Origin of the sequence: Rhodococcus sp. 06-470-2, assembly GCF_002258235.1 — a bacterium.
Classification (GTDB): domain Bacteria; phylum Actinomycetota; class Actinomycetes; order Mycobacteriales; family Mycobacteriaceae; genus Rhodococcoides.
In genome coordinates, this window is record NZ_NOYB01000010.1 from 481,243 (window position 1) to 503,660 (window position 22,418).

General features: G+C 64.0%; 25 protein-coding genes, 1 tRNA gene and 2 pseudogenes. 15 read left to right on the plus strand and 13 right to left on the minus strand.

Annotated elements, in window-relative coordinates:
* The first annotated feature begins 95 nt into the window (after positions 1-95).
* A complete protein-coding gene (locus CH276_RS05650; RefSeq protein WP_032396068.1) occupies positions 96-326 on the plus strand; it encodes a hypothetical protein in 231 nt (76 codons plus the stop codon).
* 1 nt (position 327) lies between these two features.
* On the opposite strand, the gene rsgA is transcribed toward CH276_RS05650, so the two are convergent.
* From rsgA to CH276_RS28390, 3 genes are all read right to left on the minus strand, one after another.
* Positions 328-1,344 (minus strand): ribosome small subunit-dependent GTPase A, encoded by a 1,017-nt coding sequence (gene rsgA, locus CH276_RS05655; protein ID WP_094630300.1) that lies wholly within the window; start codon positions 1,342-1,344, stop codon positions 328-330.
* 148 nt (positions 1,345-1,492) lie between these two features.
* Positions 1,493-2,941: an alpha,alpha-trehalose-phosphate synthase (UDP-forming) gene (locus CH276_RS05660; protein WP_032396066.1), complete on the minus strand. Its 1,449-nt coding sequence runs from the start codon at positions 2,939-2,941 to the stop codon at positions 1,493-1,495.
* A gap of 51 nt (positions 2,942-2,992) precedes the next feature.
* Positions 2,993-3,166 (minus strand): hypothetical protein, encoded by a 174-nt coding sequence (locus tag CH276_RS28390; protein WP_008710019.1) that lies wholly within the window; start codon positions 3,164-3,166, stop codon positions 2,993-2,995.
* A gap of 105 nt (positions 3,167-3,271) precedes the next feature.
* On the opposite strand from CH276_RS28390, the gene CH276_RS05665 reads away from it, so the two are divergent.
* From CH276_RS05665 to CH276_RS05680, 4 genes are all read left to right on the plus strand, one after another.
* Positions 3,272-5,020 carry an ABC transporter ATP-binding protein gene (locus tag CH276_RS05665; RefSeq protein WP_176459118.1) on the plus strand — a complete coding sequence of 583 codons (1,749 nt, stop codon included), beginning with the start codon at positions 3,272-3,274 and terminating at the stop codon, positions 5,018-5,020.
* Positions 5,017-6,765: an ABC transporter ATP-binding protein gene (locus CH276_RS05670; protein ID WP_094630301.1), complete on the plus strand. Its 1,749-nt coding sequence runs from the start codon at positions 5,017-5,019 to the stop codon at positions 6,763-6,765. The genes CH276_RS05665 and CH276_RS05670 overlap by 4 nt, the downstream gene beginning before the upstream one ends.
* Before the next feature lie 69 nt (positions 6,766-6,834).
* On the plus strand, positions 6,835-7,401 hold the full coding sequence (locus tag CH276_RS05675) for a TetR/AcrR family transcriptional regulator (protein ID WP_094630302.1): 567 nt from the start codon (positions 6,835-6,837) through the stop codon (positions 7,399-7,401).
* A 1-nt stretch (position 7,402) separates the two neighbouring features.
* On the plus strand, positions 7,403-7,891 hold the full coding sequence (locus CH276_RS05680; protein WP_094630303.1) for an FBP domain-containing protein: 489 nt from the start codon (positions 7,403-7,405) through the stop codon (positions 7,889-7,891).
* 144 nt (positions 7,892-8,035) lie between these two features.
* Here CH276_RS05680 and CH276_RS05685 read toward each other — a convergent pair whose 3' ends face one another.
* Positions 8,036-8,689: a hypothetical protein gene (locus CH276_RS05685; protein WP_094630304.1), complete on the minus strand. Its 654-nt coding sequence runs from the start codon at positions 8,687-8,689 to the stop codon at positions 8,036-8,038.
* Positions 8,690-8,719: 30 nt separating this feature from the next.
* Positions 8,720-9,247: a general stress protein CsbD gene (locus CH276_RS05690; RefSeq protein WP_094630305.1), complete on the minus strand. Its 528-nt coding sequence runs from the start codon at positions 9,245-9,247 to the stop codon at positions 8,720-8,722.
* 92 nt (positions 9,248-9,339) lie between these two features.
* On the opposite strand from CH276_RS05690, the gene CH276_RS05695 reads away from it, so the two are divergent.
* On the plus strand, positions 9,340-10,149 hold the full coding sequence (locus CH276_RS05695; RefSeq protein ID WP_094630306.1) for an alpha/beta fold hydrolase: 810 nt from the start codon (positions 9,340-9,342) through the stop codon (positions 10,147-10,149).
* Positions 10,150-10,239: 90 nt separating this feature from the next.
* Positions 10,240-10,500 carry an MbtH family protein gene (locus tag CH276_RS05700; protein ID WP_008710007.1) on the plus strand — a complete coding sequence of 87 codons (261 nt, stop codon included), beginning with the start codon at positions 10,240-10,242 and terminating at the stop codon, positions 10,498-10,500.
* A gap of 10 nt (positions 10,501-10,510) precedes the next feature.
* Here CH276_RS05700 and CH276_RS05705 read toward each other — a convergent pair whose 3' ends face one another.
* Positions 10,511-11,974 carry a threonine/serine ThrE exporter family protein gene (locus tag CH276_RS05705; RefSeq protein ID WP_094630307.1) on the minus strand — a complete coding sequence of 488 codons (1,464 nt, stop codon included), beginning with the start codon at positions 11,972-11,974 and terminating at the stop codon, positions 10,511-10,513.
* 92 nt (positions 11,975-12,066) lie between these two features.
* Between CH276_RS05705 and CH276_RS05710 the strand changes: the two genes are divergently transcribed.
* Positions 12,067-12,138 (plus strand) — tRNA-Thr (locus tag CH276_RS05710).
* Between the two features lie 320 nt (positions 12,139-12,458).
* A complete protein-coding gene (locus CH276_RS28880; protein ID WP_254924161.1) occupies positions 12,459-12,638 on the plus strand; it encodes a hypothetical protein in 180 nt (59 codons plus the stop codon).
* Between the two features lie 388 nt (positions 12,639-13,026).
* On the opposite strand, the gene CH276_RS28885 is transcribed toward CH276_RS28880, so the two are convergent.
* Positions 13,027-13,350 (minus strand): hypothetical protein, encoded by a 324-nt coding sequence (locus CH276_RS28885; protein ID WP_254924214.1) that lies wholly within the window; start codon positions 13,348-13,350, stop codon positions 13,027-13,029.
* On the opposite strand from CH276_RS28885, the pseudogene CH276_RS28890 reads away from it, so the two are divergent.
* Positions 13,240-13,719 (plus strand): annotated as a pseudogene (locus CH276_RS28890) (nucleotidyl transferase AbiEii/AbiGii toxin family protein); the annotation flags it as partial. The gene CH276_RS28885 and the pseudogene CH276_RS28890 overlap by 111 nt on opposite strands.
* A gap of 70 nt (positions 13,720-13,789) precedes the next feature.
* Here CH276_RS28890 and CH276_RS28895 read toward each other — a convergent pair.
* The 4 genes and pseudogenes from CH276_RS28895 to CH276_RS05735 form a co-directional block, all read right to left on the minus strand.
* Positions 13,790-13,930, minus strand: coding sequence for a hypothetical protein (locus CH276_RS28895; protein ID WP_254924215.1), 141 nt, complete (start codon positions 13,928-13,930; stop codon positions 13,790-13,792).
* Between the two features lie 145 nt (positions 13,931-14,075).
* Positions 14,076-14,348: pseudogene (locus CH276_RS29265) on the minus strand (hypothetical protein); the annotation flags it as partial.
* Between the two features lie 113 nt (positions 14,349-14,461).
* Positions 14,462-14,893 carry a cupin domain-containing protein gene (locus CH276_RS05730; protein WP_094630309.1) on the minus strand — a complete coding sequence of 144 codons (432 nt, stop codon included), beginning with the start codon at positions 14,891-14,893 and terminating at the stop codon, positions 14,462-14,464.
* Positions 14,894-15,187: 294 nt separating this feature from the next.
* Entirely contained in the window at positions 15,188-16,162 is a 975-nt protein-coding gene (locus CH276_RS05735) for a LysR family transcriptional regulator (protein WP_094630310.1), read from the minus strand.
* 109 nt (positions 16,163-16,271) lie between these two features.
* Between CH276_RS05735 and CH276_RS05740 the strand changes: the two genes are divergently transcribed.
* From CH276_RS05740 to CH276_RS29270, 5 genes are all read left to right on the plus strand, one after another.
* Entirely contained in the window at positions 16,272-16,685 is a 414-nt protein-coding gene (locus CH276_RS05740; RefSeq protein ID WP_094630630.1) for a hypothetical protein, read from the plus strand.
* A 37-nt stretch (positions 16,686-16,722) separates the two neighbouring features.
* Positions 16,723-17,589 (plus strand): alpha/beta fold hydrolase, encoded by an 867-nt coding sequence (locus CH276_RS05745; RefSeq protein ID WP_008719926.1) that lies wholly within the window; start codon positions 16,723-16,725, stop codon positions 17,587-17,589.
* 86 nt (positions 17,590-17,675) lie between these two features.
* On the plus strand, positions 17,676-19,124 hold the full coding sequence (locus CH276_RS05750; RefSeq protein WP_094630311.1) for an aldehyde dehydrogenase family protein: 1,449 nt from the start codon (positions 17,676-17,678) through the stop codon (positions 19,122-19,124).
* Between the two features lie 828 nt (positions 19,125-19,952).
* Entirely contained in the window at positions 19,953-20,138 is a 186-nt protein-coding gene (locus tag CH276_RS05755; protein ID WP_094630312.1) for a hypothetical protein, read from the plus strand.
* 66 nt (positions 20,139-20,204) lie between these two features.
* On the plus strand, positions 20,205-20,408 hold the full coding sequence (locus CH276_RS29270) for a hypothetical protein (RefSeq protein WP_369597425.1): 204 nt from the start codon (positions 20,205-20,207) through the stop codon (positions 20,406-20,408).
* A 267-nt stretch (positions 20,409-20,675) separates the two neighbouring features.
* Here the strand turns inward: CH276_RS29270 and CH276_RS05765 are convergent, their stop codons facing one another.
* On the minus strand, positions 20,676-22,058 hold the full coding sequence (locus tag CH276_RS05765) for an aromatic ring-hydroxylating oxygenase subunit alpha (RefSeq protein WP_094630314.1): 1,383 nt from the start codon (positions 22,056-22,058) through the stop codon (positions 20,676-20,678).
* A complete protein-coding gene (locus CH276_RS05770; RefSeq protein WP_094630315.1) occupies positions 22,055-22,360 on the minus strand; it encodes a hypothetical protein in 306 nt (101 codons plus the stop codon). The genes CH276_RS05765 and CH276_RS05770 overlap by 4 nt, the downstream gene beginning before the upstream one ends.
* Positions 22,361-22,418 lie beyond the last annotated feature (58 nt).

Genomic DNA, 22,418 nt, shown 5'->3' on the forward strand with positions numbered 1-22,418 from the left:
TTCGACGAGCAAGTGAGCTGCGGGCCGGGCAGGGCCGATAGGGTGTGTGTCACAGACTTGCTCGAACCCGATTGCTCGCTGAATGGAGAACAACAGTGGCTTCCGAGATCGCACCAGGCGACCTGGTTCAGGCGTCCGGGCATGCCGGCCCGTGGAAGGTGCTCGAGATCCGTCAGGGTCTGGCGTTGCTCGAGCACCACGACGGTCATCGGTTGTCGGTACGCACCACCACGGTCGAGGTGGTGCGCAAGGCGTCGAACAGTGAAGGTTCGGCTCGGCAGGCAGAGACGGAGACCGACAGCCCCTCACTGTTCGACGAGAGCTGACCTACCGCCCTCTATCGTCGACGGCGTACTTCTGGCGCAGCGACTTCGAGATCTGCTTGTACTCGCGCAGCTTCTCGCTGCGTGCTCGTGCATCGTGCCTGGAGGTGGCCCAGGCGTTCTCTCGCAACAGTTTTCGGTAGTTGCTTAACCTTCTGTCGGTGAGCTCGCCAGCGTCGACGGCGGCGAGTACCGCGCACCCGGGTTCGCGTTCGTGCGCGCAGTCAGCGAATCGACACCACGCGGCGAGTTCGTCGATGTCGGAGAAGGCGCTCGCCACAGCGTCTTCCGATCCTTGGACGCCCACCGAACGTAGTCCAGGCGTGTCGAGCAGCACCAGCTCTCTCTCCGGGATGGGCACCAATTCCCGATGCACCGTCGTGTGCCTGCCTTTGCTGTCGCCCTCGCGGGTCGCTCCGGTGGCGAGAACCGCGCCGCCCAACAGGGCGTTGCCGAGTGTCGACTTGCCCGAGCCCGACGGCCCGATCAGGGCGACCGTGCCGTGCAGATGTGCTGCCAGCGAATCGATTCCGCCGTCCGATACTGCACTGGTGCTGCACACGGTGACGCCCGGCGCGGCGGACGACAACACTTCTTCGGCGACGCTTCCGCTGTCGGTCTTGGTTATCGCGAGGACGGGAACAGCGCCGCTGCCCCAGGCAAGGGTGATGTAGCGCTCGACGCGACCGAGGTCGAGGGCGGTGTCCGACGCGACCGTGACGACGACGGTATCGACGTTGGCTGCGAGAACCTGTGTGTCGGATGTGGTTCCGGCGGAGGCGCGTTCGACTGCCGTCCGGCGGGGCAGGATGGCGATCAGCCGGAACGATTCTCCGTCGAGTGCCACCCAATCCCCGGTGCAGACGGCACCGCCCGTACATCGAGCGATTCCGTTCTCGGTGGCGGCGTCGAATCCGCCGCGGTCGACGCGAACTACGCGGGCGAGAACTGCGTCCTGAGAATGCTTTTCGAACTCATCGAGCCAGTGCCGATCGAGGCCGTAGTGAAGTAGAGAAGACATGCGAGGGTTCCTTCGGAGAGGAGTGACGTGGGCTCGGGTGTGCGCTCGTCCAGGTGGCCACGATGCCCACCTCCTCACTGTTGGAATACACGAAAAGAAACCGTCGACGCCAAAGTTACAGCCGTCGACGGTTCGAAGGAAAGCGAATTTATCGGGTGAGGTTGGTGCCCTCCGCCGGCGCTGCGAGCGCGGTGAGGAACGAGCGCGCCCAGCGGTCGACGTCGTGGGCGAGAACCTGCCTGCGCATGGCGCGCATGTGACGCTTGCCCGACTCCGGGTCCTGCTCGAGGGCTCCGATGATAGCGTCCTTCACGCTGTCGAGGTCGTGCGGGTTGCACAGGTATGCCTGTCGCAATTCGGCTGCGGCACCGGTGAATTCACTGAGCACCAGTGCCCCACCGAGATCGCTGCGGCAGGCCACGTACTCCTTGGCGACCAGGTTCATGCCGTCGCGCAATGGGGTGACCAGCATGACGTCGGCGGCGACGAAGTAGGCCAGCAGGTCGTCGCGGGGGATGGGACGGTGCAGGTAGTGGACAACGGGGTGGCCCACCTGGCCGTACTCGCCGTTGATGCGGCCCACCTGCTGCTCGATCTCACCGCGCATGGCGACGTAGCTCTCGACGCGCTCACGGCTGGGCGTCGCCAACTGCACGATGACGTTCTCGGCCGGATCGACGCGGCCCTCTTCGAGCAGTTCGCGGAACGCGTTGAGCCGAACGTCGATTCCCTTGGTGTAGTCGAGGCGATCGACGCCGAGCATGATGCGCTTGGGGTTGCCCAGGTCCTTGCGCAGTTGCTTGGCCCGATCACGGACGGCCTTGGAGCGAGACTTGGTGTCGAGGTCACCGGAGTCGATGGAGATCGGAAACGCGCCGACTCGCACGGTCCGGAAGCCGACCTGCACGACGCCCAACTTCGACCGCACTCCGACGGTTCCGCGGGACGTGGTTCCCCCGGCGAGGCGTCGGGCAAGGTAGAGGAAGTTCTGGGCACCGCCGGACAGGTGGAATCCGATGAGGTCGGCACCAAGCAGTCCTTCGACGATCTCGGTGCGCCACGGCATCTGCATGAACAGCTCGATCGGCGGGAACGGGATGTGCAGAAAGAATCCGATGGTCAGGTCGGGGCGCAGCATCCGCAGCATCTTCGGGACGAGCTGGAGCTGGTAGTCCTGAATCCAGACCGTCGCGCCTTGTGCCGCGGCCTCGGATGTCTTCTCGGCGAAGCGACGGTTCACCTCGACGTAGGCGTTCCACCAGTCGCGGTCGTACTCCGGCTTGACGATGACGTCGTGGTACAGCGGCCACAGTGTCGCGTTGGAGAAGCCCTCGTAGTACTGGGTGTACTCCTTCTCGCTGATCGGCACCGGCCGCAGCTGCAGGTCGTCCTCGACGAACGGCTCGACGTCGACGTCCGAGACGCCGACCCACCCCACCCACGCGCCCTTGTTGGCACGCAGAATCGGTTCGAGAGCGGTGACCAACCCGCCAGGGCTTCGCTTCCATCGTGTGCTCCCGTCCGGGAGCTTTTCCAGATCGACCGGCAACCGGTTGGCTACGACGACAAAATCCGAACCCTGCGAGGCGTCAGCCACAACTGTCCAATCCGCTTGTAGATCCTTGGGTAAACAGTCCTGCGAAGAGCGTCAGTCGGTCTTCGCTACGGGATCTATACCCAACATCGACAGCAACATGCGGCACTCGTCGGCATCGGTCGCGTAGGCCGCGACGACGCGCTGAGCCTGGCTGGCCGTCTCGTATTCGAGTGGGACGATGTCTTCGTCGGCGATGTCGTTGTCGGTGGAGGTCTTGGCAGGCATGGTGTTCTCCGTACTCTCTGCTGGGCTTACATGGTGTTCGTTGGTCCCGACTCTATGTAAATGTGGCACCCCATCGCCAGTTCCCGATGCCCTAGGCTGCAGCAAATGACCGTTTCTGTGCCGCTCCGCCGCGCTCGGACAGTGGTGGAGGTGCCCTCTCCGGCCACCGGCTCCGCAATTCTGCGTCGCACCGTTCGACGGCATCGCACCCGCCTGATCGTCTCGTCGCTGCTGTTCGGGGTGCATCAACTGTGCGAAACGATGGTCCCGGTGGCGATCGGACTGATCGTCTCGCGGGCCATCGACACCGGTGATGTGACCGCGATGGTGCTCTCGTTGGTCGGTCTGGCGGCCTTGTTCGTCACCCTGTCGTACGCGTGGCGGATCGGTGCCCGCATCATCGTGGTCGCCATCGAGCGGGAGGCGCACCTGGTGCGCGTGGAGGTCGCCGGTCGCGTCCTCGATCCGCGGGGTGTGCGTACCGAGTTGTCGGCGGGCGAGTTGCTGACGGTCTCGACGTCCGACGCCGAGAAGGAGTCCTGGATTCTCGATCTGATCGCACGGGTCTTCGCGTCCGCGGTGGCGGTCGTCGCGTCCGCCGTCGCGCTGATCGTGATCGACGTTCCGCTCGGTCTCGCCGTCGTCATCGGGACACCGGTCATCCTCATCGCGCTGCAACGACTCGCTCCGTTGCTCACCCGTGCTGCCACCGCGCAGCAGGCCGAGGTGGCCGGGGTGTCGGGTATGGCAACCGATCTGGTCAGCGGTGTCCGGCCGCTTCGCGGAATCGGTGCCGAAGATGCCGCGACGCAGCGATTCGTGACATCGAGTCGAACAGCGTTGGCTGCGACTCTGAAGCTCGCTCGCGCGAACAACGTCTATCAGGGCCTGTCGGCAACGGTCAACGCGTTGCTGGCCGTCGGAATCGCCGGTACCGCCGGGTGGTTCGCGCTGCAGGGCCGGATCTCGGTCGGTGAGTTGATCACCGTCATCGGCCTCGCTCAGTTCGTCATCGAACCTCTCACCGGATTGTCGAAGATCCCCGGCGTGGTGGCGATGGTGCGCGGATCCGCCGATCGGCTCGCCCTCGTACTCGGTGCGGAACACGTTCTACCGCAGTCCGAGTCAACGGTTCCGGTAGAGACAGATCTTGCCGTCGACGACGTTCGGTTCCGATCGCTCGACGGTCTCACGTTCAGCTCCGAACCGGGCGAGATGCTCGGCGTGGTCACGTACCGACCGCAGGACGGGGAAGCGCTCGCTACGCTGCTGTCCGGTCAGATCTCCGACGGCGACTACACCGGATCGGTTCGTATCGGCGGTATTTCGGCGGGAGAGATCGATCTTCGACGCGCCCGAGAGACCGTGCTCGTCGAACCCCACATCACCGACCTGTTCGCGGGAACCGTCCGCAGCAATGTCACCGCAGGCCGGGAGCGGCCCGACGCCGAACTCGACGTCGTGCTGCACGCCTCCGCGGCCACCGATGTCGTCGAATTGCACGAGGCCGGTCTCGATCACGCCGTCACCGACCGCGGAGCCAGCCTGTCGGGCGGCCAACGCCAGCGAGTGGCGTTGGCGCGCGCACTGTCGGTCGACGCCCCGGTCCTGGTGCTGCACGACCCCACCACGGCCGTCGACGCCGTCACCGAGCACGCCATCGCCCGCGGCATCGCCGAACTTCGACATACCGAACGAGGCTCGCAGACAACGATCCTCATCACCACGAGCCCCGCGTTGCTGTCGGTGACCCATCGCGTTCTCGTCGTCGACGACGGTCGCGTCGTCGCCGAGGGCACGCACCACCATCTCGCGTCCTCGGACGCGCAGTACAAGGACGCGGTGCTGCGATGACCACCCCCGAACTTCTTCCCATCGCCACAGGTGCTCGCTCCGGTCGGTGGCTGCTCGAACAGCTGCGTCTGCGGAAAGTTCGCACCGCGGTGACGCTGCTGCTCGGCGCGGTTGCCGCGGCCATGTCGCTGGTACCCGTCTACGTGCTGGGTGTTCTGGTCGACCGTGTTCGCGACGGTGCCGACACGTCGACGATCATCGGTGTCGTCGTCGTGATCTCGGTGGCCGCGGTGATCGGCGGCATCGTCACCGGTTTCAGCGGCTATCTCATCAGCACTCTCGGTGAGGGCATTCTGGCGTCGCTGCGCGAGGCCGTCGTGCGCCGCGCGCTGCATCTGCCCGTTGCCACATTGGAGCGAGTGGGCAAGGGCGACTTGCTCTCCCGGGTCGGCGACGACGTCGCTGTGATGGCCAAGTCGATCGGTGAGGTGATCCCGCAGCTGGTCGGTGCGATCCTGCTCGTGTGTCTGAGCATGATCACGATGCTCGGCATCGATTGGCGGCTCGGCCTGGCGGGGCTCGTCGCGCTGCCGATGTACGTCCTCGCGCTGCGGTGGTATCTGCCGCGCTCGGCGCCGAAGTACGCGGCCGAACGCGTCGCGATGGGGGAGCGAGCACAGTCGTTCGTCAGCAGCATGCAGGGCGCGAAAACCGTTCGTGCGTACGGACTCGAGTCGGCGCACCTGAGCGAGATCGACCGAGCGTCGGCGAAGGCCCGAGACATCGGCGTCGACGTGTTCCGCCTGTTCACCCGCTTCGGATCTCGGAGCAACCGCGCCGAGTGTGTCGGACTGTCGGTGATCCTGCTGGCCGGATTCCTGCTCGTACGAGGCGATTACGTCACCGTCGGCGAGACGACGGCCGCAGCGCTGCTGTTCCATCGCCTGTTCAATCCGATCGGCACCCTGCTGTTCACGTTCGACGACATCCAGTCCGCCGGTGCGTCGTTGGCGCGTCTGGTCGGCGTCATCGACAGCCCCGACGAGCGACCCGTCGGCGACGGTTCCGTGCCCGCCGACGCCACCTTGGACGTCACCGATCTGCGGCACGAGTACGAGTCCGGGCACGAGGTGCTGCACGGGGTGAACCTGAAGGTCGGTGACGGCGAGACCGTCGCACTCGTCGGATCCACCGGTGCAGGCAAATCCACGATCGCGGCGATCGCGGCCGGTTCCATGGCGTCGACGGCGGGGACGGTTCGTGTCGGCGGAGCATCACTGGATGCGCTGGGCAGCGACGGGTTACGACGACATGTGGCGATCGTCAGTCAGGAGGTCCACGTGTTCGCCGGCCGATTGATCGACGACGTGCGGCTCGCCGCCCCGGCTGCCGGTCGCGACGACGTCGAAGCCGCGCTGCGCACCGTCGGAGCGTGGGGGTGGGTCGAGGCGCTCGAGAACGGACTCGACACCGCCGTCGGTGAGGGCGGGCACCAGTTGACCGCGGCACAATCGCAGCAATTGGCCTTGGCACGTTTGGTTCTCGCCGATCCCGCCGTCGCGGTGCTGGACGAGGCCACCGCGGAAGCCGGCAGTTCCGGTGCTCGCGATCTCGAGGCCGCCGCCGAGGCGGCCACGAAGGGACGCAGCACGTTGATCGTCGCGCATCGCCTGACGCAGGCCGCTGCGGCCGACCGCGTGGTTGTGTTGGAGCACGGCCGGATTCTGGAGCAGGGTCCGCACGAGGAGCTGGTCGCGGCCGGTGGACGATACGCACAGTTGTGGGAGGCGTGGCAAGGCCGCTGATCGATATAGGGATTTGCCTAAAGCTATTAGTTTTGGTTACGGTGTCCTCGAATCGACGAGGAGGCCGGCATGGCACGCGCAGGATTGACCGCGCAGCGCATCGTGGAGGCAGGAGCGGATCTGGCCGATGAGGTCGGCTTCGATCGCGTGACTGCCAGCGAGATAGCCAGACGCTTCGACGTGAAGGTGGCGAGCCTGTACTCGCATCTGAAGAACTCGCACGAGTTGAACGTCGGGATCGCGCTGCTGGCGTTGGAGGAACTGGCCGATCGGGTGTCCGAGGCCCTGGCAGGCCGAGCGGGCAAGGACGCTCTGGTTGCCGTCGCCAACGCGTATCTCGACTATTCGCGCGAACATCCAGGTCGCTATGCAGCGACGCAGTTTCCACTCGATCACGAGACCGCTCTCGCGAGTGCGGGAGTGCGTCACTCGGCGATGATGAAGGCGATTCTCCGCGGGTACGACCTCGGCGAAGAGGATCAGGTCCACGCAGTTCGATTGCTCGGCAGTGTCTTTCACGGCTACGCGAGCCTCGATGCGGCCGGCTCGTTCGCTCACAGTGCCCCCGACTCGCAGCAGTCCTGGGTCCGCATCCTCGACGGAATCGACACACTCTTACAGCACTGGAGGCAGTGACATGGAACCGATCTCCGAACGCGACATCAGGTCGTCGTTCGTCAACTCTTCCAAGGGCGACGCCGGTCGGCTCTCCCTTCCCGACATGTTCGACGCTGTGCCGTGGGACGATCTCGACTTCTTCGGTTGGGTCGATCCCAAGCTCGCCGGGAGGAGCTACATCGTCGTTCCTTCGGAGGATCGCCTGCGCGGAATCTCGTTGCGCTACAAAGTCGGTGGTCCGCGCACAGCGCAGATGTGCAGCATCTGCCTCACCACGCACGCCAACGGCGGAGTGTCTCTGATGGCTGCCGCGAAAGCAGGCGAATCCGGCAGGCGCGGCAACACGGTGGGCACCTACATCTGCTCGGACCTCGCCTGCTCGCTCTACGCGCGCAAGAAGAAGACCCCGGCGCTGGGCCGTCAGTTCAAAGAGGACTTCGACGTCCCGACACGAACCGCTGCAGTCGAAGACAACATCGCCGCGTTTCTCGCTCGGGTTCTCGATTGATCAACTGATGGTGGGACCGCGCGCCCCGATCGACGACTGCGCGCCCCTACTCTGATGCGAGTAGGGGCGCGCAGTCGTGCAAAAAGGGTGTGAGGTCCTGTCGGAGATAGGACCGGTCGACGTCATTCGCCGACAAGACCGAAGTCAGTCCTTGTTCTTCTCCGCGATGAACAGCTTCTCGATGCGCTCCGCCTCGTCTTTCTTTGCGGCGGCTTCGTCGGAACGCTCGGCGGCCTCGGCCAGTTCGGCCTCGGACGGCGCAGCGGCCAGCTTCTCCTGCTTGTCGACCTGGGCCTGCTGAGCCTTCTTGCGATCCTCGGCGGCCTTCGCGGCGGCAGCGGCCTGCTCGTCGGCCTTCTTCTTTTCCGCAGCGGCCTTGCGCTCGGCGTCCTGAGCGGCCTCGCGCTTGCGTTGCTCGGCTTCCTGGCGGGCGTCACGTGTGGCTTCCTGAGCGGCGGCGTCGGCTGCGCGGCGATCCTTCTCGGCCGTCTCGCGAGCGACCTTCAGTTCGTCGTCGGCCGCGGCCTTCTTGGCCCGAGCCTCGGCGTCGAGACGTGCTGCCTCGGCGCGGTTCTCGGTGCTGTCGACGAGGGTCTCGCCGCGGTCGGCGAGGCTCTTGTCTCCCAACAGGTTTCCGACGGCACGGTCCAGCGATCCGAGCGTGTGCTCGTACACCAGACGCGCGGGTGCTTCTGCATTCATTTTCTCGACGACGTTGGTTTCGATGAGCTGCAACGGAATTCGGGCGATCTTGTACTGGATGCGAAGGATGGTGAGTGGTATGGCTAAAACGCTCATGAAGCGAAACTCCTGGTTCGAGGTAGTGGTTCAGGCCTGGTTGCGGAGCTCTTCGGCCTTCTTGCGATCGGCTTCGGCCTGACGAAGTGCTTCCTGGTGCTTCTGTGCGGCCACCATCTCGTCGGAATCGGCCGCGGCCTGCTCGATGCGACGGTCCTCGTCGGCCTCGATCTGTTCGGCGGTCGCGTCGACCTCGGCTGCAGCGCGCTCCTGCGCCACTACCTCACGCTTCTCCTGTTCGGCGGCGGCGAGCTGGGTCTGGCGAACCCGATCGGCGTTGGCCTCGGTGACCGCGGCGTTCTCTTCTGCGGCTTCCCGACGGCTCTCCGCCGCGGTGCGCACATCGGCCAGCTCCTCGGCGGCCTCGGTGGCCTGCGCCTCGGCGACCCGCTCCGTGGCGTTGGCCTCCTTGCGCTCGCGGGCCTGCGCGGCCTGCAACTGGCCCTCGGCTGTCAACGAGTCGTTGCCGGTCACCGCACCCGCGACCTCTTTGGCCTTGCCCTTGATTCCGTCGAGCAGTCCCTTGCGTGCTTCGCCCGCTACGTTCTCGTCAGTCATGTAACACCAGGTACCCACTGGCTGTTCGAGTAACCCCACGTCGGTATCGGACGATACGATCCCCGACGGACGAATCAGCAGTAAGGAGACGTATGCCAATCGCCAAGATCAACGGCATCGACATCAATTACCAGGTCAAGGGCAGTGGAGACCTGGTCGTTCTCGTCATGGGCACCGGCAGCCCCGGTCGCGTGTGGGAGCTGCATCAGGTGCCGGCGCTCACAGCAGCGGGTTACCGGGTGTGCACGTTCGACAATCGCGGCATCGCTCCCTCGTCGGAGAGCACACACGGCATCACCATGGAGGACATGGTCGCCGACACCGCCGGTCTGATCGAGCTCGTCCGCAACGGTGACGAGAAGGCCTACGTCGTGGGAACGTCGATGGGCTCACGCGTCGCGCAGGAGCTTGCGCTGAGCAGGCCCGACCTGGTTCGCAAAGCGGTGTTCCTCGCCGGCCACGCGCGGGTCGACGAGTTCCAGAAAACACTTGCACAGGGTGAACGAGCCCTCTACGACAAGCGCGTGGAGCTTCCCGGCACCTACTCTGCCGCGGTGACCGCGGTGATGAACCTGTCGCCCGCGACGTTGCGTGATTCTCGCGGGGCGCGTGACTGGCTGGACCTGTTCGAGTTCTCCGCGTCCTCACCGTCCGCCGGAGTGCGCGCTCAGCTGGGCATGGACGACGATTTCGATCGAACTGCCGCCTATCGCGGGGTGGCGGTGCCGTGTCTGTCGGTCGGATTCGCCGACGATCGGATGATCCCGCCCTACTTGGGCAAGGAGTTGGCCGACGCCATCCCCGGTGCCCGGTATGTGGAGATCGCGGACGCCGGGCATTACGGATATCTCGAGCGTCCCGAGGCCGTCAACGCCGAACTGCTCGGCTTCTTGAAGGCCTGACGGCACCACGGCCCGACCTGCGTTGCTAGGGTCGTGTGGCACCTCACGGTGCAGACTTACCAACCAAACGTTCGCGACGAGTGAGGCGAGATGAGTACCAACCCGTTCGATGACGAAGACGGACGCTTCTTCGTGCTGGTCAACGACGAAGACCAGCATTCGCTGTGGCCGACGTTCTCCGAGGTCCCTCAGGGATGGCGTGTCGTCTTCGGTGAAGACACCCGTGCCGCGTGCCTGGAGTACGTCGAGAAGAACTGGACCGACATGCGTCCGCGCAGCCTGCGTGAGGCCATGGAGGCCGACGCTGCTGCACGCGCATCCGCTGAGGGAACCCCTAGCACCGAGGCCTGAGTTCCGCCTTCTACGAAGGACTCGTACCGCGCCGCCGACGAACTGTCGGTCGGCGCGGTTCTTCTGTGCGGCGAAGCGTCGGGCGCAGTAGTTCCTCGGTGCGCGCGAGAATGCGTGGTCGACGCAGGGTTCGGGCACCCCACTCACCGAGTGTCACACCCGCGGCCAAACCGCAGCCGACGCCGAACGCCGCGAACAACGAGCTGATGCCGAGCAGTAGCTGGTCGTTGAGGATTGCGTACAGACCGCGATACAACGCCAGGCCGGGGAGCAGCGGAGTGATGCCCGCGACGGCGACGATCAACGGCGGAATCAGCGCACGACGTGCCAACAGACCACCTGCGAATCCGACGACGGTAGCGGCGATGGCCGAGGCGATGATCGGCCCCACATTGAGAGTCTGCGAGAGCAGATACACCAGCGAGCCCGCGAAGCCGCCCATGAATGCAGCCGTCAGCGCACGACGTTCGGCGTAGCAGGCCAATGCATAGAACAGTGACGCTGCCGCGCCGGCGATCACCTTGGTGGGGACCTGCAGGATGTCCGGTGGGGCCAGATTGCTGATCTGCGGTAGATCGCTGCCGATCAGCGCAGCCAACCGCAGAGATGTCGCGACGCCGGCGATGATGCCGCCGGTCATCATCAGTACCTCGAAGAATCTGGACACCGCGGTGATCGGGGCACCGGTGATCGCGTCCTGCACCGAGCCGACGAGCGAGAGACCCGAGAGCAGCACGATCACGCCGGCCGCGATGATCTGCGACGGCGAGATGTCGATGTTCAGTTGGTCCTGGAAGTTGTAGAGGGTGATCGCCGGTGTCGCAGCCACGAAGCCGCCGACGACCTGCTGGAAGAAGAACGGCAGGCCCGCGCGGTTGAGTACGCGTCCGATGCGGTCGATCACCATCGTCGTCAGGAAGCTGACCACAGCAACCAGCGCGCCACCGCCGAGCAGCACACTGATGGCCGCGGCCATACCGGACCACGCCAGAGTCGCAATCCATCGGTTGTACGGGTGCGGAGCCTTGGTGATCTCGTCGAGCCGCTCGAGCGCCGCACTAGGCGGCACCATCTTCACGCGCACGGCGCGAATGAGACGGTCGACCTCGGCCAGCCGCGTGAAGTCCATGGACCGGTAATGCACGATGCGCATCGTCGACGCCGGGGGACGCGTCGGGCCGCGGTGAGCACTGAGGGTGATCGAGTTGTACGTGACGTCCACATCGCACCGTGCGAGGCCGTACGTCGCGGCGATGAACTGCACCTGAGTCGCCGTATCCATCGCTGCCGTGCCCGAGGCCAACAGAACTTCGCCGACGCGAACCGCGAGATCGAGGACCTCCGCAACCGACGCATCGTCGGTCAGATCGATCGGACGAAGGGGCGACGGTGCTGCGGTCGGTGTATCGATGGTGGCCCGACGCTCACCGGTGAGACGGCTCAGCGAAGCCGTCACGTCTTGCAGGAAAGTCATGACCGTCTTTACACGTTGCTGGGGTGATCCACCGACAAGGTACCTGTTGACACTGAGCGTCCGATGAACGGATATGATTGCCTCGCTTCACTGCCTCCTTAGCTCAGCGGTAGAGCACTCGCCTTGTAAGCGAGCGGTCAACGGTTCAATCCCGTTAGGAGGCTCTTTCGGACGGCTCTGACCAGCGAAAACGGTTGGGGCCGTCTCTTTTTGGCCTATCTCGGCCGCTCGTTTCTTGCGCGAGCCCGGTTCGTCCACCTGGGTTTATGTGTCGACTGTGACCTGGGGTTTTGCTGGTTCGGCGGCTCCATTCGGCGTTCGGTGTCACAGAATGTCACAACTCGTTGCCAACTCATCGGTGAGCGTTCGCGTGGATGTAGGTGGACGCGTACGGACTGGGCGGAAGGTTGCCGGACCGGATTGCCCGTCGGATCCAGTGTCGGTTCTGTAGGCCTGGAGCCTACGTATCCGACACTGGATCGAGGTGTCTGTGACGACAAGCGATGTTCGACGCCGTCAGGCCGGTCTACCTTCGGAGTTCGCTCGGCTTCCGATGCGGATGGTGCGGGCCGCGACGGCGGCCGATGTCTACGCGCACCCGCGCGCCGAGCTTGCGCGGCTGACGGACTTGGGTCTGCTGCATCTGGTGGCAAAAGGCTTCTAGGTGGCGGTGCCCGACGATCGGGTCGGGACCGGGTGGATGCCGGGTATGAAGGCTGTGGCGGCAGGTATCGCGATTGCGGCCTAAACCGCCGACGATGCCGTCGTAATGGGTGTCAGCGCGGCCCGGCTGCACAGGGTAATCCCACGAGCGTTGGCGACGGCTGTGGTGACTGTGCCGAAGCGGCACGATCCGATTCGGTTGGCGGATCGTCAGGCGCTGGTTCGGCTAGTTGTGCGCGACACGGCACGTCTGGATGCGGAGCGCGTCGTGCCCGAGTTGGATTTGGTGAAGCGTCCGGGCTCGGTGACGCCGAGTGTGAGGTGTGGCCGGCGGTGGAGCAGTTGTATCGACGGTGCAGTCCAGAAGCGTTAGCCGAGATCGCTGGGGCTCAGAAGATGCGAACGACGCTGACGCGTCTGCAGGATCGGTTGGGGGAGAAGTAGTGAATCCCGACGAGCTGGAGACGGTGGCAACGCAATTCGGTGTCGCGAGCGCTCAAGTCGAACGGGATCACCTGATCTCGCACCTGCTCGGCTATCTGAGTGCGCACTTCGCGGATCGGAATGTATTCATCGGCGGAACAGCCTTGGCTCGAACCCATTTGGTCGATGGTCGTCTCAGTGAGGACATCGACCTGATTGCGGTCGGTTCCAGATCGGAGGTCGCTCGTGATCTCGTCCGCGCTCTCCCACGCGCGGTGATGCGCAGCCACGGGCGATTGGTGTGGGACTCGGCGATCAGCGAGGTGCCCGAGCGCCTCGGTGCAGTGGTGAGGTCGCAGTCCGGTCTGGCTGTCAAGGTGCAGTTGCTGTCGGCGGAGGGTCGCCCAGCATGGCCGCTGGAAAACCGGCGGCTCGAACAACGGTTTGAGGATGCACCGGGAGCTGAGTTGACGGTGCCCACGCAGCCCGCGTTCGTTGCGGGTAAGACGGTGACCTGGTGTGAGCGGCGGGCGTCGCGTGATCTGTGGGACCTGTGGGCACTCAATTGCATTGGCGCATTCGAACCGGAAGTGGCCGATTTGTATCGGAGGTTCGGGCCCACGAACAAGTTGCCTGGTGAATTGCAGTTCGCGGATGCTCCGACCGAATCCGATAGGGAGAGCAAGCTTTTGCGCGTCCGGACCCGTATCTTGCGAGCTGGGTGGTCGATCAGCCGTCGGAAGCGTGGAGGTCGACATCGGGGAAGCGCTCATCGAAGACGCGTTGGACATCGGGGTTGACCGCAGCGAGAACCTGATCGAGGAGCGTGCCGAGTTGCAGCGTCTGCGAGTGTCCTAGGACGTCGATCATGACGCGCCTGACTTCGCGGACGTGCCCGGGGGGCGGCCTGGGCGACCACGTCCTTACCCTCCTGCGTCAGAGCCACCTCTGTGAAGCGACCGTTGTCGGTATCCGGTCGGCGACGCACCCAGCCGCGATTCTCCATCTTGGTCAGAGTGTGTGACAGGCGAGAGATAGAGCCACCGACGAATGCGGCGAGGTCACTCTTGCGGACCGTCTGATGGGGCGTGTCCGACATACATGAAAGGACCATGTAGTCGAAGTTGTTGATTCCCGCGTCTTGCTTGAGCTGGGCACTCAGGACTGTCGGCAGCGACTCGACCAGACCGGCGAGCGTCAGCCACGCCCGGATCTCCTCCCGGGTCAGCCATTGGGGGTCGCTCGTCATCGCCCGAGTGTAGTTTTCGAGTTTGACGGGCACGTTCATCGACCTCAGTGGACATCGCGTAGGCCGCGCTTCGCCGGCGGTGACGCCAGGGTGCGGGAGCTCTGCCTGAAGTATCGAAGGTGCACTGCTACGTGCAGCGCTGCGTTGTGTTCTTACGCGTCTGGTCCGATCAGGACGATCCCGTATTTGGGTGCGGCGAGCATCATGCGTGCGATCTCTGCGTCGTCGATGGCTGGGGCGGGGCCGTTGTTGGTGGCGGGTTGGCCGGACTCGCGGAAGAAGCCTTCGATCCCGCCGGGGGTGAAGCCCAGCAGGATTCGGCTCGGTGTATCTGCTGTGTTGCGGAAACTGTGGGCAATTCCTCGAGGACCGAACGCGAAGTCACCCGGCCCGGCGGCGTGGGTCGCGCCGCCGATGGTGATCTCGAACGTCCCGTCGAGAACGGTCCAGAACTCGTCCTCGTTGGTGTGGATGTGCGGGGGCGGGCCACCGCCGGGGGTGGTGATGCATTCGATGACTGCGAAGCTTCCACCCGTGTTCTCGGCGGTTGCCTTGTAGATCATGGTGTCGGCGACGAACCACACCCGCTCGCCCTCCCCGGCTGCGACGGTGAAACCTTCGACGGGAGTGGTTGTCTCCCCGCCGCTTTCGGTATCACCGGTGGTACCCCGCGGATTGTGTTCACCTGGGAGTGGTTCGAACTCGCTCCTGTGCGGGGATATGCCCGCGGTCGTCCGTGCCGGTGTCGATGTCGTTCATCGACACCTTGACGGTAAACACGCACTGTTGAAATATCAACTGTGGGTGTCGAGGTGTTCCGAAGGGGGAAGTCCGGACGGGACAAGGAAAGCTTTGAGTCTCGACCCTGTGGGAGGGTCTCAGGACGTGAGCTTGGCTTGGTAGCGATCGAGGAGCGACGGGACGCCGGCGGTCGGGGGTGCCCACGAGTTCGGAACCGGACAATCGACGGCGACACGGCGGGCCGCAGCCACGAAGTCGCGGGTCAGAGGCGAGTCGACGTCCGAACGCCACCCGATGGACAACGGTGTGGGGGGTATGCCAGTCACCGGAACGAATGCCAAACCTGGCCTCGCATAGAATCTTTGAGTCGACGCTTGCGAGAACGCCACGCCCTTGCTGGAGAGGATGGCTTCGAAGCACTCGTCGACAGTGGAGACTTCGGCACCGAGACGAACGGTCTCACCATCCCTCGAGCTGACGGCGAGCCAGAAGTCCCTCCATGATTCCGGGCTGCGCCTCGCGACGAACGGTTGCCCCGCCACTTCTTCGACACTGGTCGAATCTTGCTGCGCCAGAGGCGAAGTGGATGCTACGACAAGCACTCTCGGCTCCACGAACAGTGTCTCGAGCGCAAGCCAGTCCTGCACGACGACCGGCGGCCTGACGAACGCGACGTCGACCGACCCGTCGCCGAGTCCGACGTAGGGGTCGGTGAAGTCGAACGACTGCATCTCGACCGCGACGTCGGGGTGGAGAGCACGGAAAGCCGACAAGATGTCCGGCGTCAGCTCCGCGGCAGCGTTCGCCTGGAATCCGACGATCAGGTTGTTGCGCCCGCTGCGGCCCACCTGACGTGTCAACGACGCGACACGCTCGGCATCGGCGAGAAGCTGCCTGCTCCCTTCGAGGAGCTTGTCCCCGGCAGGGGTCAACGAGACATGACGGGAATCGCGGATGAACAGTGCGGTTCCCAAGGAGTGTTCGAGTTTGCGAATCTGGACGCTGAGCGAGGGCTGTGCGATATGCAGCCGCGCTGCTGCCTTGCCGAAATGAAGCTCTTCCGCGACGGCCACGAAATACGACAACGGCCTGAGCTCCAACGGAAGATTCACGTCCCCGATGCTATTCCCGCAGCTAGACCAGCACCAGTAGTTGTTTCCTATCGATCGGGCGACCGATTGGTATTGGACGAACCCGCAGGTCCAGCGTGTGATGGGTCACATGACAACAGCAACCGACACCACCACCCAGACCCCGGAACAGTGGGCCGACGCGTTCACCCAAGCATCCGACGCAGACGCCGAGATCTCCGCGCACGGCACGTACTTCACTTGCTCGTACCTCCTCGACATGGACACCCACTCCTTCGTCATCGAGATGTCGAACGGCAAAGTCCACGCAATCGCCGTCGACCCAGGCCCGCTCGACCGGCCATATCAGTTCGCCATCCGCGCCGGCGTCGAGACGTGGCAGGGCTTTGGAGTTCCCGTTCCGGCACCGATGTTTCACGGCATCTGGGCGGCGTCGTTCCAGCGCGACATGAAGCTCGAGGGAGATGTCCTCGTCCTGATGCAGAACCTGCGCTGCGTTACCCGCCAGATCGAACTGCTGCGCGCCGTCGGCGTTCCGGTCTAGTCCCCGACTCACACACGACTCACCGAAGGAACAGAACATGAGCAAGATTTCACCTGTGACCGGCCATTACGTCGATGTCGACGTCGACGGTCTTCTGTACAAGGTCTTCTACCTAGAGAACGGCACCGGCCAACCGTTGGTATGCCAGCACACCGCCGGGTGCCACAACCACCAGTGGCGTGGACTGCTCGAAGACGAGGACATCACGCAGAATTACCGCGTGATCGCGTACGACCTGCCCCGCCACGGCAAGTCCGATCCGCCGGAGAACACAGAGTGGTGGAAAGAGGAGTACAAGCTCTCGGCCGACCATTACGCCAACTTCATCGTGGCCCTGGTCGATGCACTCGAACTGGAGAATCCGATCTTCATGGGTTCGTCGTTCGGTGGCAACATCGCCTTGCAGCTGGCGCTTCGCCATCCGGAACGCTTCGCCGGAGTCATCCCGGTCGAGGGAGCCGACTACTCACCGGGCTTCTACCTCGACTGGTGGCAGCACCCCCACGCGAACGCTGCGCAGGTGTGTGCAAGTGGCACATGGGATCTCATGGCACCACAGTCGCCCGAAGCCGACCGCTGGAAGACCTGGTTCTACTACACGCAGGGATCCGAGGCGTTCAAGGGCGACTTGCACTTCTACTCCGTGGACCACGACCTGCGCGACAAGCTCGACCAGATCGACGGCGACCGTTGCCCGGTCGTCATGCTGACCGGCGACTACGACTACCTCACCACCCCTGAGGACAGTGCCCGCACAGCTGCGCAGATCAAGAATGCGAAGTTCATCGAGATGAAGGACATCGGGCACTTCCCGATGAGCGAGAACCACCCGGTGTTCCGGACGTACCTTATCGAGGCGCTCGAGGTCTTGCAGAAATCCGCGTCCACCTCGGTCTCCGTCTGACCTGACCCTGTACACACCCGCATGCTCGCCGGCCTCCGACACGGGGCCGGCGAGCATTCTTTTCGGCCCTCGAAAGGGAGATCCCGATGTCTGCCAAACACTTTCCGTACTGGGTTGCCGGCGAATCGACTACCAGCGGTGTCGCTACCGAGATCCGCAATCCGTTCGACGGTCGCATCGTGGGGACGGTGTTCGAAGCGGCGTCGGAACACGTCGACGCCGCGATCGAGGCGTCCGCCGCGGTGGCGGACGAGTTCGCGGGAACGCCGGCCCACGTTCGGTCGGATGCGCTCGTACATGTCTCGACGCGTCTGCACGAGCGTCGGGAGGAAATCGCTCGGCTCATCTCTGCCGAATCCGGCAAACCGATCAAGTGGGCGCGAGTCGAAGTCGCTCGCGCGGTGTCGACATTTCGGTGGGCGGCCGAGGAAGCACGACGATGGAGCGGGCATCTTCAGCGACTTGACACCGACGCTGGATCGGACGGCCGCTTGGCGCTGATTCAGCGCGTCCCACGCGGTCCCATCCTCGGAATTGCACCGTTCAACTTTCCGCTGAATCTGGTGGCCCACAAGGTGGCACCAGCCCTGGCGGTCGGCGCGCCGATCATCGTCAAACCTGCGCCGGCCACCCCGCTGACAAGTTTGGTGCTCGGCGAAATGCTCGCCGAGACATCGCTTCCGGCGGGTGTTTGGTCAGTGCTGACCGTCTCTAACGACAAGGCATCGGACATGGTCGTGGACCCTCGGCTACCGGTTGTCTCGTTCACTGGATCGGTCCCGGTGGGTTGGTCGATTCGAGAACTCGTTCCGCGCAAGCACGTCACGCTCGAACTCGGAGGTAATGCCCCGGTGGTGGTCTGCGCAGACTGGGCCGACGAGGAAAAACAGGAGTACGCAGCCGAGAGGATCGCACGATTCTCGATGTACCAAGCGGGTCAGTCGTGCATCGCGGTGCAGCGCGTCTTCGTCCACGACAGTCTCTACGACGCCATGCGCCGCCGCATTCTGGCTCACGTCGCGTCGCTGTCGACCGGTTCACCCGACGACGACGAGACCGACGTCGGCCCCCTGATCGACGAGCGCGCAGCCGTACGCGTGGAGGAGTGGATCGAGGAAGCCGTCGAGGGGGGAGCCACCGTTCTGGCCGGCGGCGGACGCACGGGCGCAGTCGTCGAACCGACGGTCATCGAGGATGCACCGCCAGGGGCCAAGGTTGTCGACGACGAGGTCTTCGGGCCCGTTGTCGTACTCTGCAAAGTCGCCTCGGATGCGGAGGCACTCGAACAGGTCAATGAATCCCGATTCGGATTGCAGGCGGGCATCTTCACGTCGAACCTGCAGACGGCGTTCACTGCGTCACGCGTCCTGGACGTCGGCGGGGTCATCATCGGTGACGTGCCGAGCTTCCGCGCCGATCAGATGCCGTACGGCGGAGTCAAAGATTCTGGGATGGGCAAAGAAGGGGTGCATTCGGCGATGGAGGACCTGACGCAGGAGAAGGTGCTCGTTCTGACCGGTATCGAGATTCCCTGAGATTCGGCACGACCCACCCAACTCCGAATGCCTGTTCCGACGGCAAATTCACAGTGCGCCGGCTTGCCCGTCGGGGCCGCGAGTCAACCGTTCGCCCTCACGCCAGGCAAGACCGAAACCAACCACAACGGGACTGCGCGAACGACCGGGTGTTTGTCGGTCCAAAGAATACTGATGTTCGTTCGAGCCAGTGGGCCGAGGTGTCGGATGTGTTGTACAACGTCGGTTTACAACTACCGTATTTGGGTGGAGTTGGGTCTCGGTGTCACGAGCGTGTCACATGTTGGTACCTACGAGAGTGGATTCGGATGGTCCCGCTTGGACGGTCGATGCAGGTCAGCAGCTCCATGGTGGTTCCATGCGGACGTATCTGGTTGTCTCGCAACATACTTGTAAGCGAGCGGTCAACGTTTCAATCCCGTTAGGAGGCTCCACTGCTCCGATCCCGCTGCTGGGGTCGGAGTTTTTTGTCTGTGCGGGCCGGTGCGGACGGCGCGCGCGCACATACGCCCCTCGTGGAAATTCACGGTGCCTGTAGGCGGTGCGGATTCCGACGAGGTGCGTGGATCCGCGGCGGTCAGAGTGATCAGCGCCGGACGTTTTGGCCCGGAGCCTACGTCTCCGACACTCATGGGCGGTATACGTGACTTCGAGCGATGTGCGACGCCGTCAGACCGGGTTACCTCCCGAGTTTGCGCGGCTTCCGCTGCGGGTGGTGCGGGCCGCGTCGGCGGCAGAGGTGCGCGCACCCGCGGGCCGAGCTCGCGCCACTAATGGACTTGGATCTGCTGCATCGAGTGGCGACGGGCTTCTACGTGGCGGTGCCCGATGATCGTGTCGGGACCGGGCTTGGAAGTAGCGGCGGCCGGTATCGCGGTTGCGGCCAACGGCACCGACGATGCCGTCGTGATGGGTGTCAGCGCGGCCCGGTCGCATGGCGTGACTCCGCGGGCGTTGGCGACGGCTGTGGTTGTAATCCCCAGGCGGGACGATTCGATTCGGTTGGCGGACTAGCAGGCGATTGTTCGGTTCGCCGTACGTGACACGGCGCGTCTTGATGCGGAGCGCATCGATACCGAGTTGGGTCCGGTGTTGGTGACGACTGCGGAGCAGGCGGTCTTGGATTTGATGAAGCGTCCCGGGCTCTGTGATGCAGAGGGTGAGGTGTGGCCGGCGGTGGAGCAGTTGTATCGGAAGTGCAACCCGAAGGTTTTGGCCGAGAATGCCGATGTTCAGAACGTGCGAAAGACGTTGGTACGGATGCAGACTCGGTTGGGGGAGTAGTCAGTCCCGACGAGCTGGACTCGGTGCCAACGCAATTCGGTATCGCGCGTTCACAGGTCGAGCGGGATCACCCGATCTCGCACCTGCTCGGTTACCTGAGTGTGCACTTCGCGGACCAGGATTGTGTTCATCGTCGGGACAGCCTTGCCTGGAACGCGCAGTTCACCAATCCATCCCATCGAGGCAGAACCCCAGACATCTCCTCTGCCCGGAATGCGCGATGCGGCCTCACCGTGCAATAGCCAGGTGCCAATGTGGGTTCGCAGTTCAATCCACCTCTTCGCCGATCCACTTGGCCAACAAGTGGTGGATGTGGCGGATTTTCACTTCTTGATAGCGAGCCAACGGCAACGTCTTCGACTGCGCGGACTTGAGGCCCTTGTGCACCTTCGGCATGTTGTACGCGTCCTGGTCGAACACCCTCGCAGAGCTACCGAGAACCGTTGCTTCCAACCAGGACTGCTCGGGGCGAAGCCACTGGGTCTTGGCCGGCTTCGGCCGTTCGCCCTTGAACGGCGCGAGCAGATAGACGTCCATGATCGAGGTTTCATGGTTGTCGCCGTTCGGACGGAACCGGTAGACGATGCGCTGGTACGCACCCCATGGATGGAAATTCGGAAAAACTGTGTAGTACACGCTGTCGAGCGACTCGGCGTCGGACATGTTGTCGGCCTTGACATCTCCGATGATGTCGCGCAGTCCTTCTCGAGCGAGCATGCCCGACATCTCACGGGCGGACATACCGTCGGGCAGCGTCACCATCGGGTCCTCGTCGATGCGAGCGTCGACCATGGAGTCGAACATCTCCTGCTCGGACGGTACGAAGTTGATGTGCGGGCTGGGTACGCCATTGGCGGTGATGCCGCGGTTGAAGTTGCCCCAGGTGTCGTACTGGCTGTTGGAGTCCCCGGTGCCGACGACGCGTTGCGGATGCGTGGTGATGACGTGGAACGCCTCGGAGAACGCTTCCTGCGCGATCTTCCAGTTCGCCTGGATCACCTGTGCGACGTGGGCCTGAATGTAGCGGTCCTCCAACGGCCAAGCCTCGAAATGCTTTCCGAGGTCACCGAGAAAGCTGTCCAGCGACTCGGACATGGGATCCATGTTGATGAAGACGAAGCCGCCCCAGGTGTCCACCTTGACCTGAGGGAGGTCCATCTTGCCCTTGTCCACATGCGGGAAATCCCACGCACACGTCATCGACTTCAGTGACCCGTCGAAGTTCCACGCGAAACCGTGGAAGGGGCAACGCAATTCGTTGCCCGCCGGCCCGTCCTCCTCGCGGAGGGTGCGTCCGCGGTGCAGGCAGGAGTTGTAGAAGGCCCGGATTCCCATGTCCTTGCCGCGTACGAGAAGAATCGACTTCTCGCAGATCTCGTAGACCAGTGTGTCGCCCGGCTCGGGGATCTCCTCCTCACGGCACGCCATCTGCCATACCTTGTACCACACGCGATCTCGCTCGAGTTCGTGGTACTTGCGGCTGATGTAACGCGAGATCGGGACGAAGTTCTGGTCCTCGTACATCTCGTGTGACTCGATGCGCAGGATCTCCGGTACGGGATGGGTGTCGGTGTCCAGGAGTCGTTGGTAGCCAACGCCGTTCTCGATGAACCCGGCGTCCTCGGCGGGGCGTTCTTCGGTGTTGGTCACAGTTTGCCTCCCTGTTCGAGCGTGATGGCGCGGGCCTCTTCCGCCAATTTGTCGGACTGCATCTTCTCGAGTAGTTTCGCCGCACCCATGAATCGCCGGTTCTGTGTGATCGGCACGGGTTCGCGGGGGCCGAGTCCGACCCACCGGGCCAGCTCGGGGTCGACCGCTTTCACCTCGCCGTGGAGGTAGCGGCCCTCGGGGTCGAACGTTCCGGTCTTGCCGTGGCGGTCCGTGACCAGAACGTTGAAGTCGTCATCGAATTCGTAGATAGCGTGGCTCATCGGATGCTTGATCTGTCGCATCGCAATCTCCTTGGAACGGGGCAACGCCCTTACTTGGTGCCGAATGCATTAACTGTAA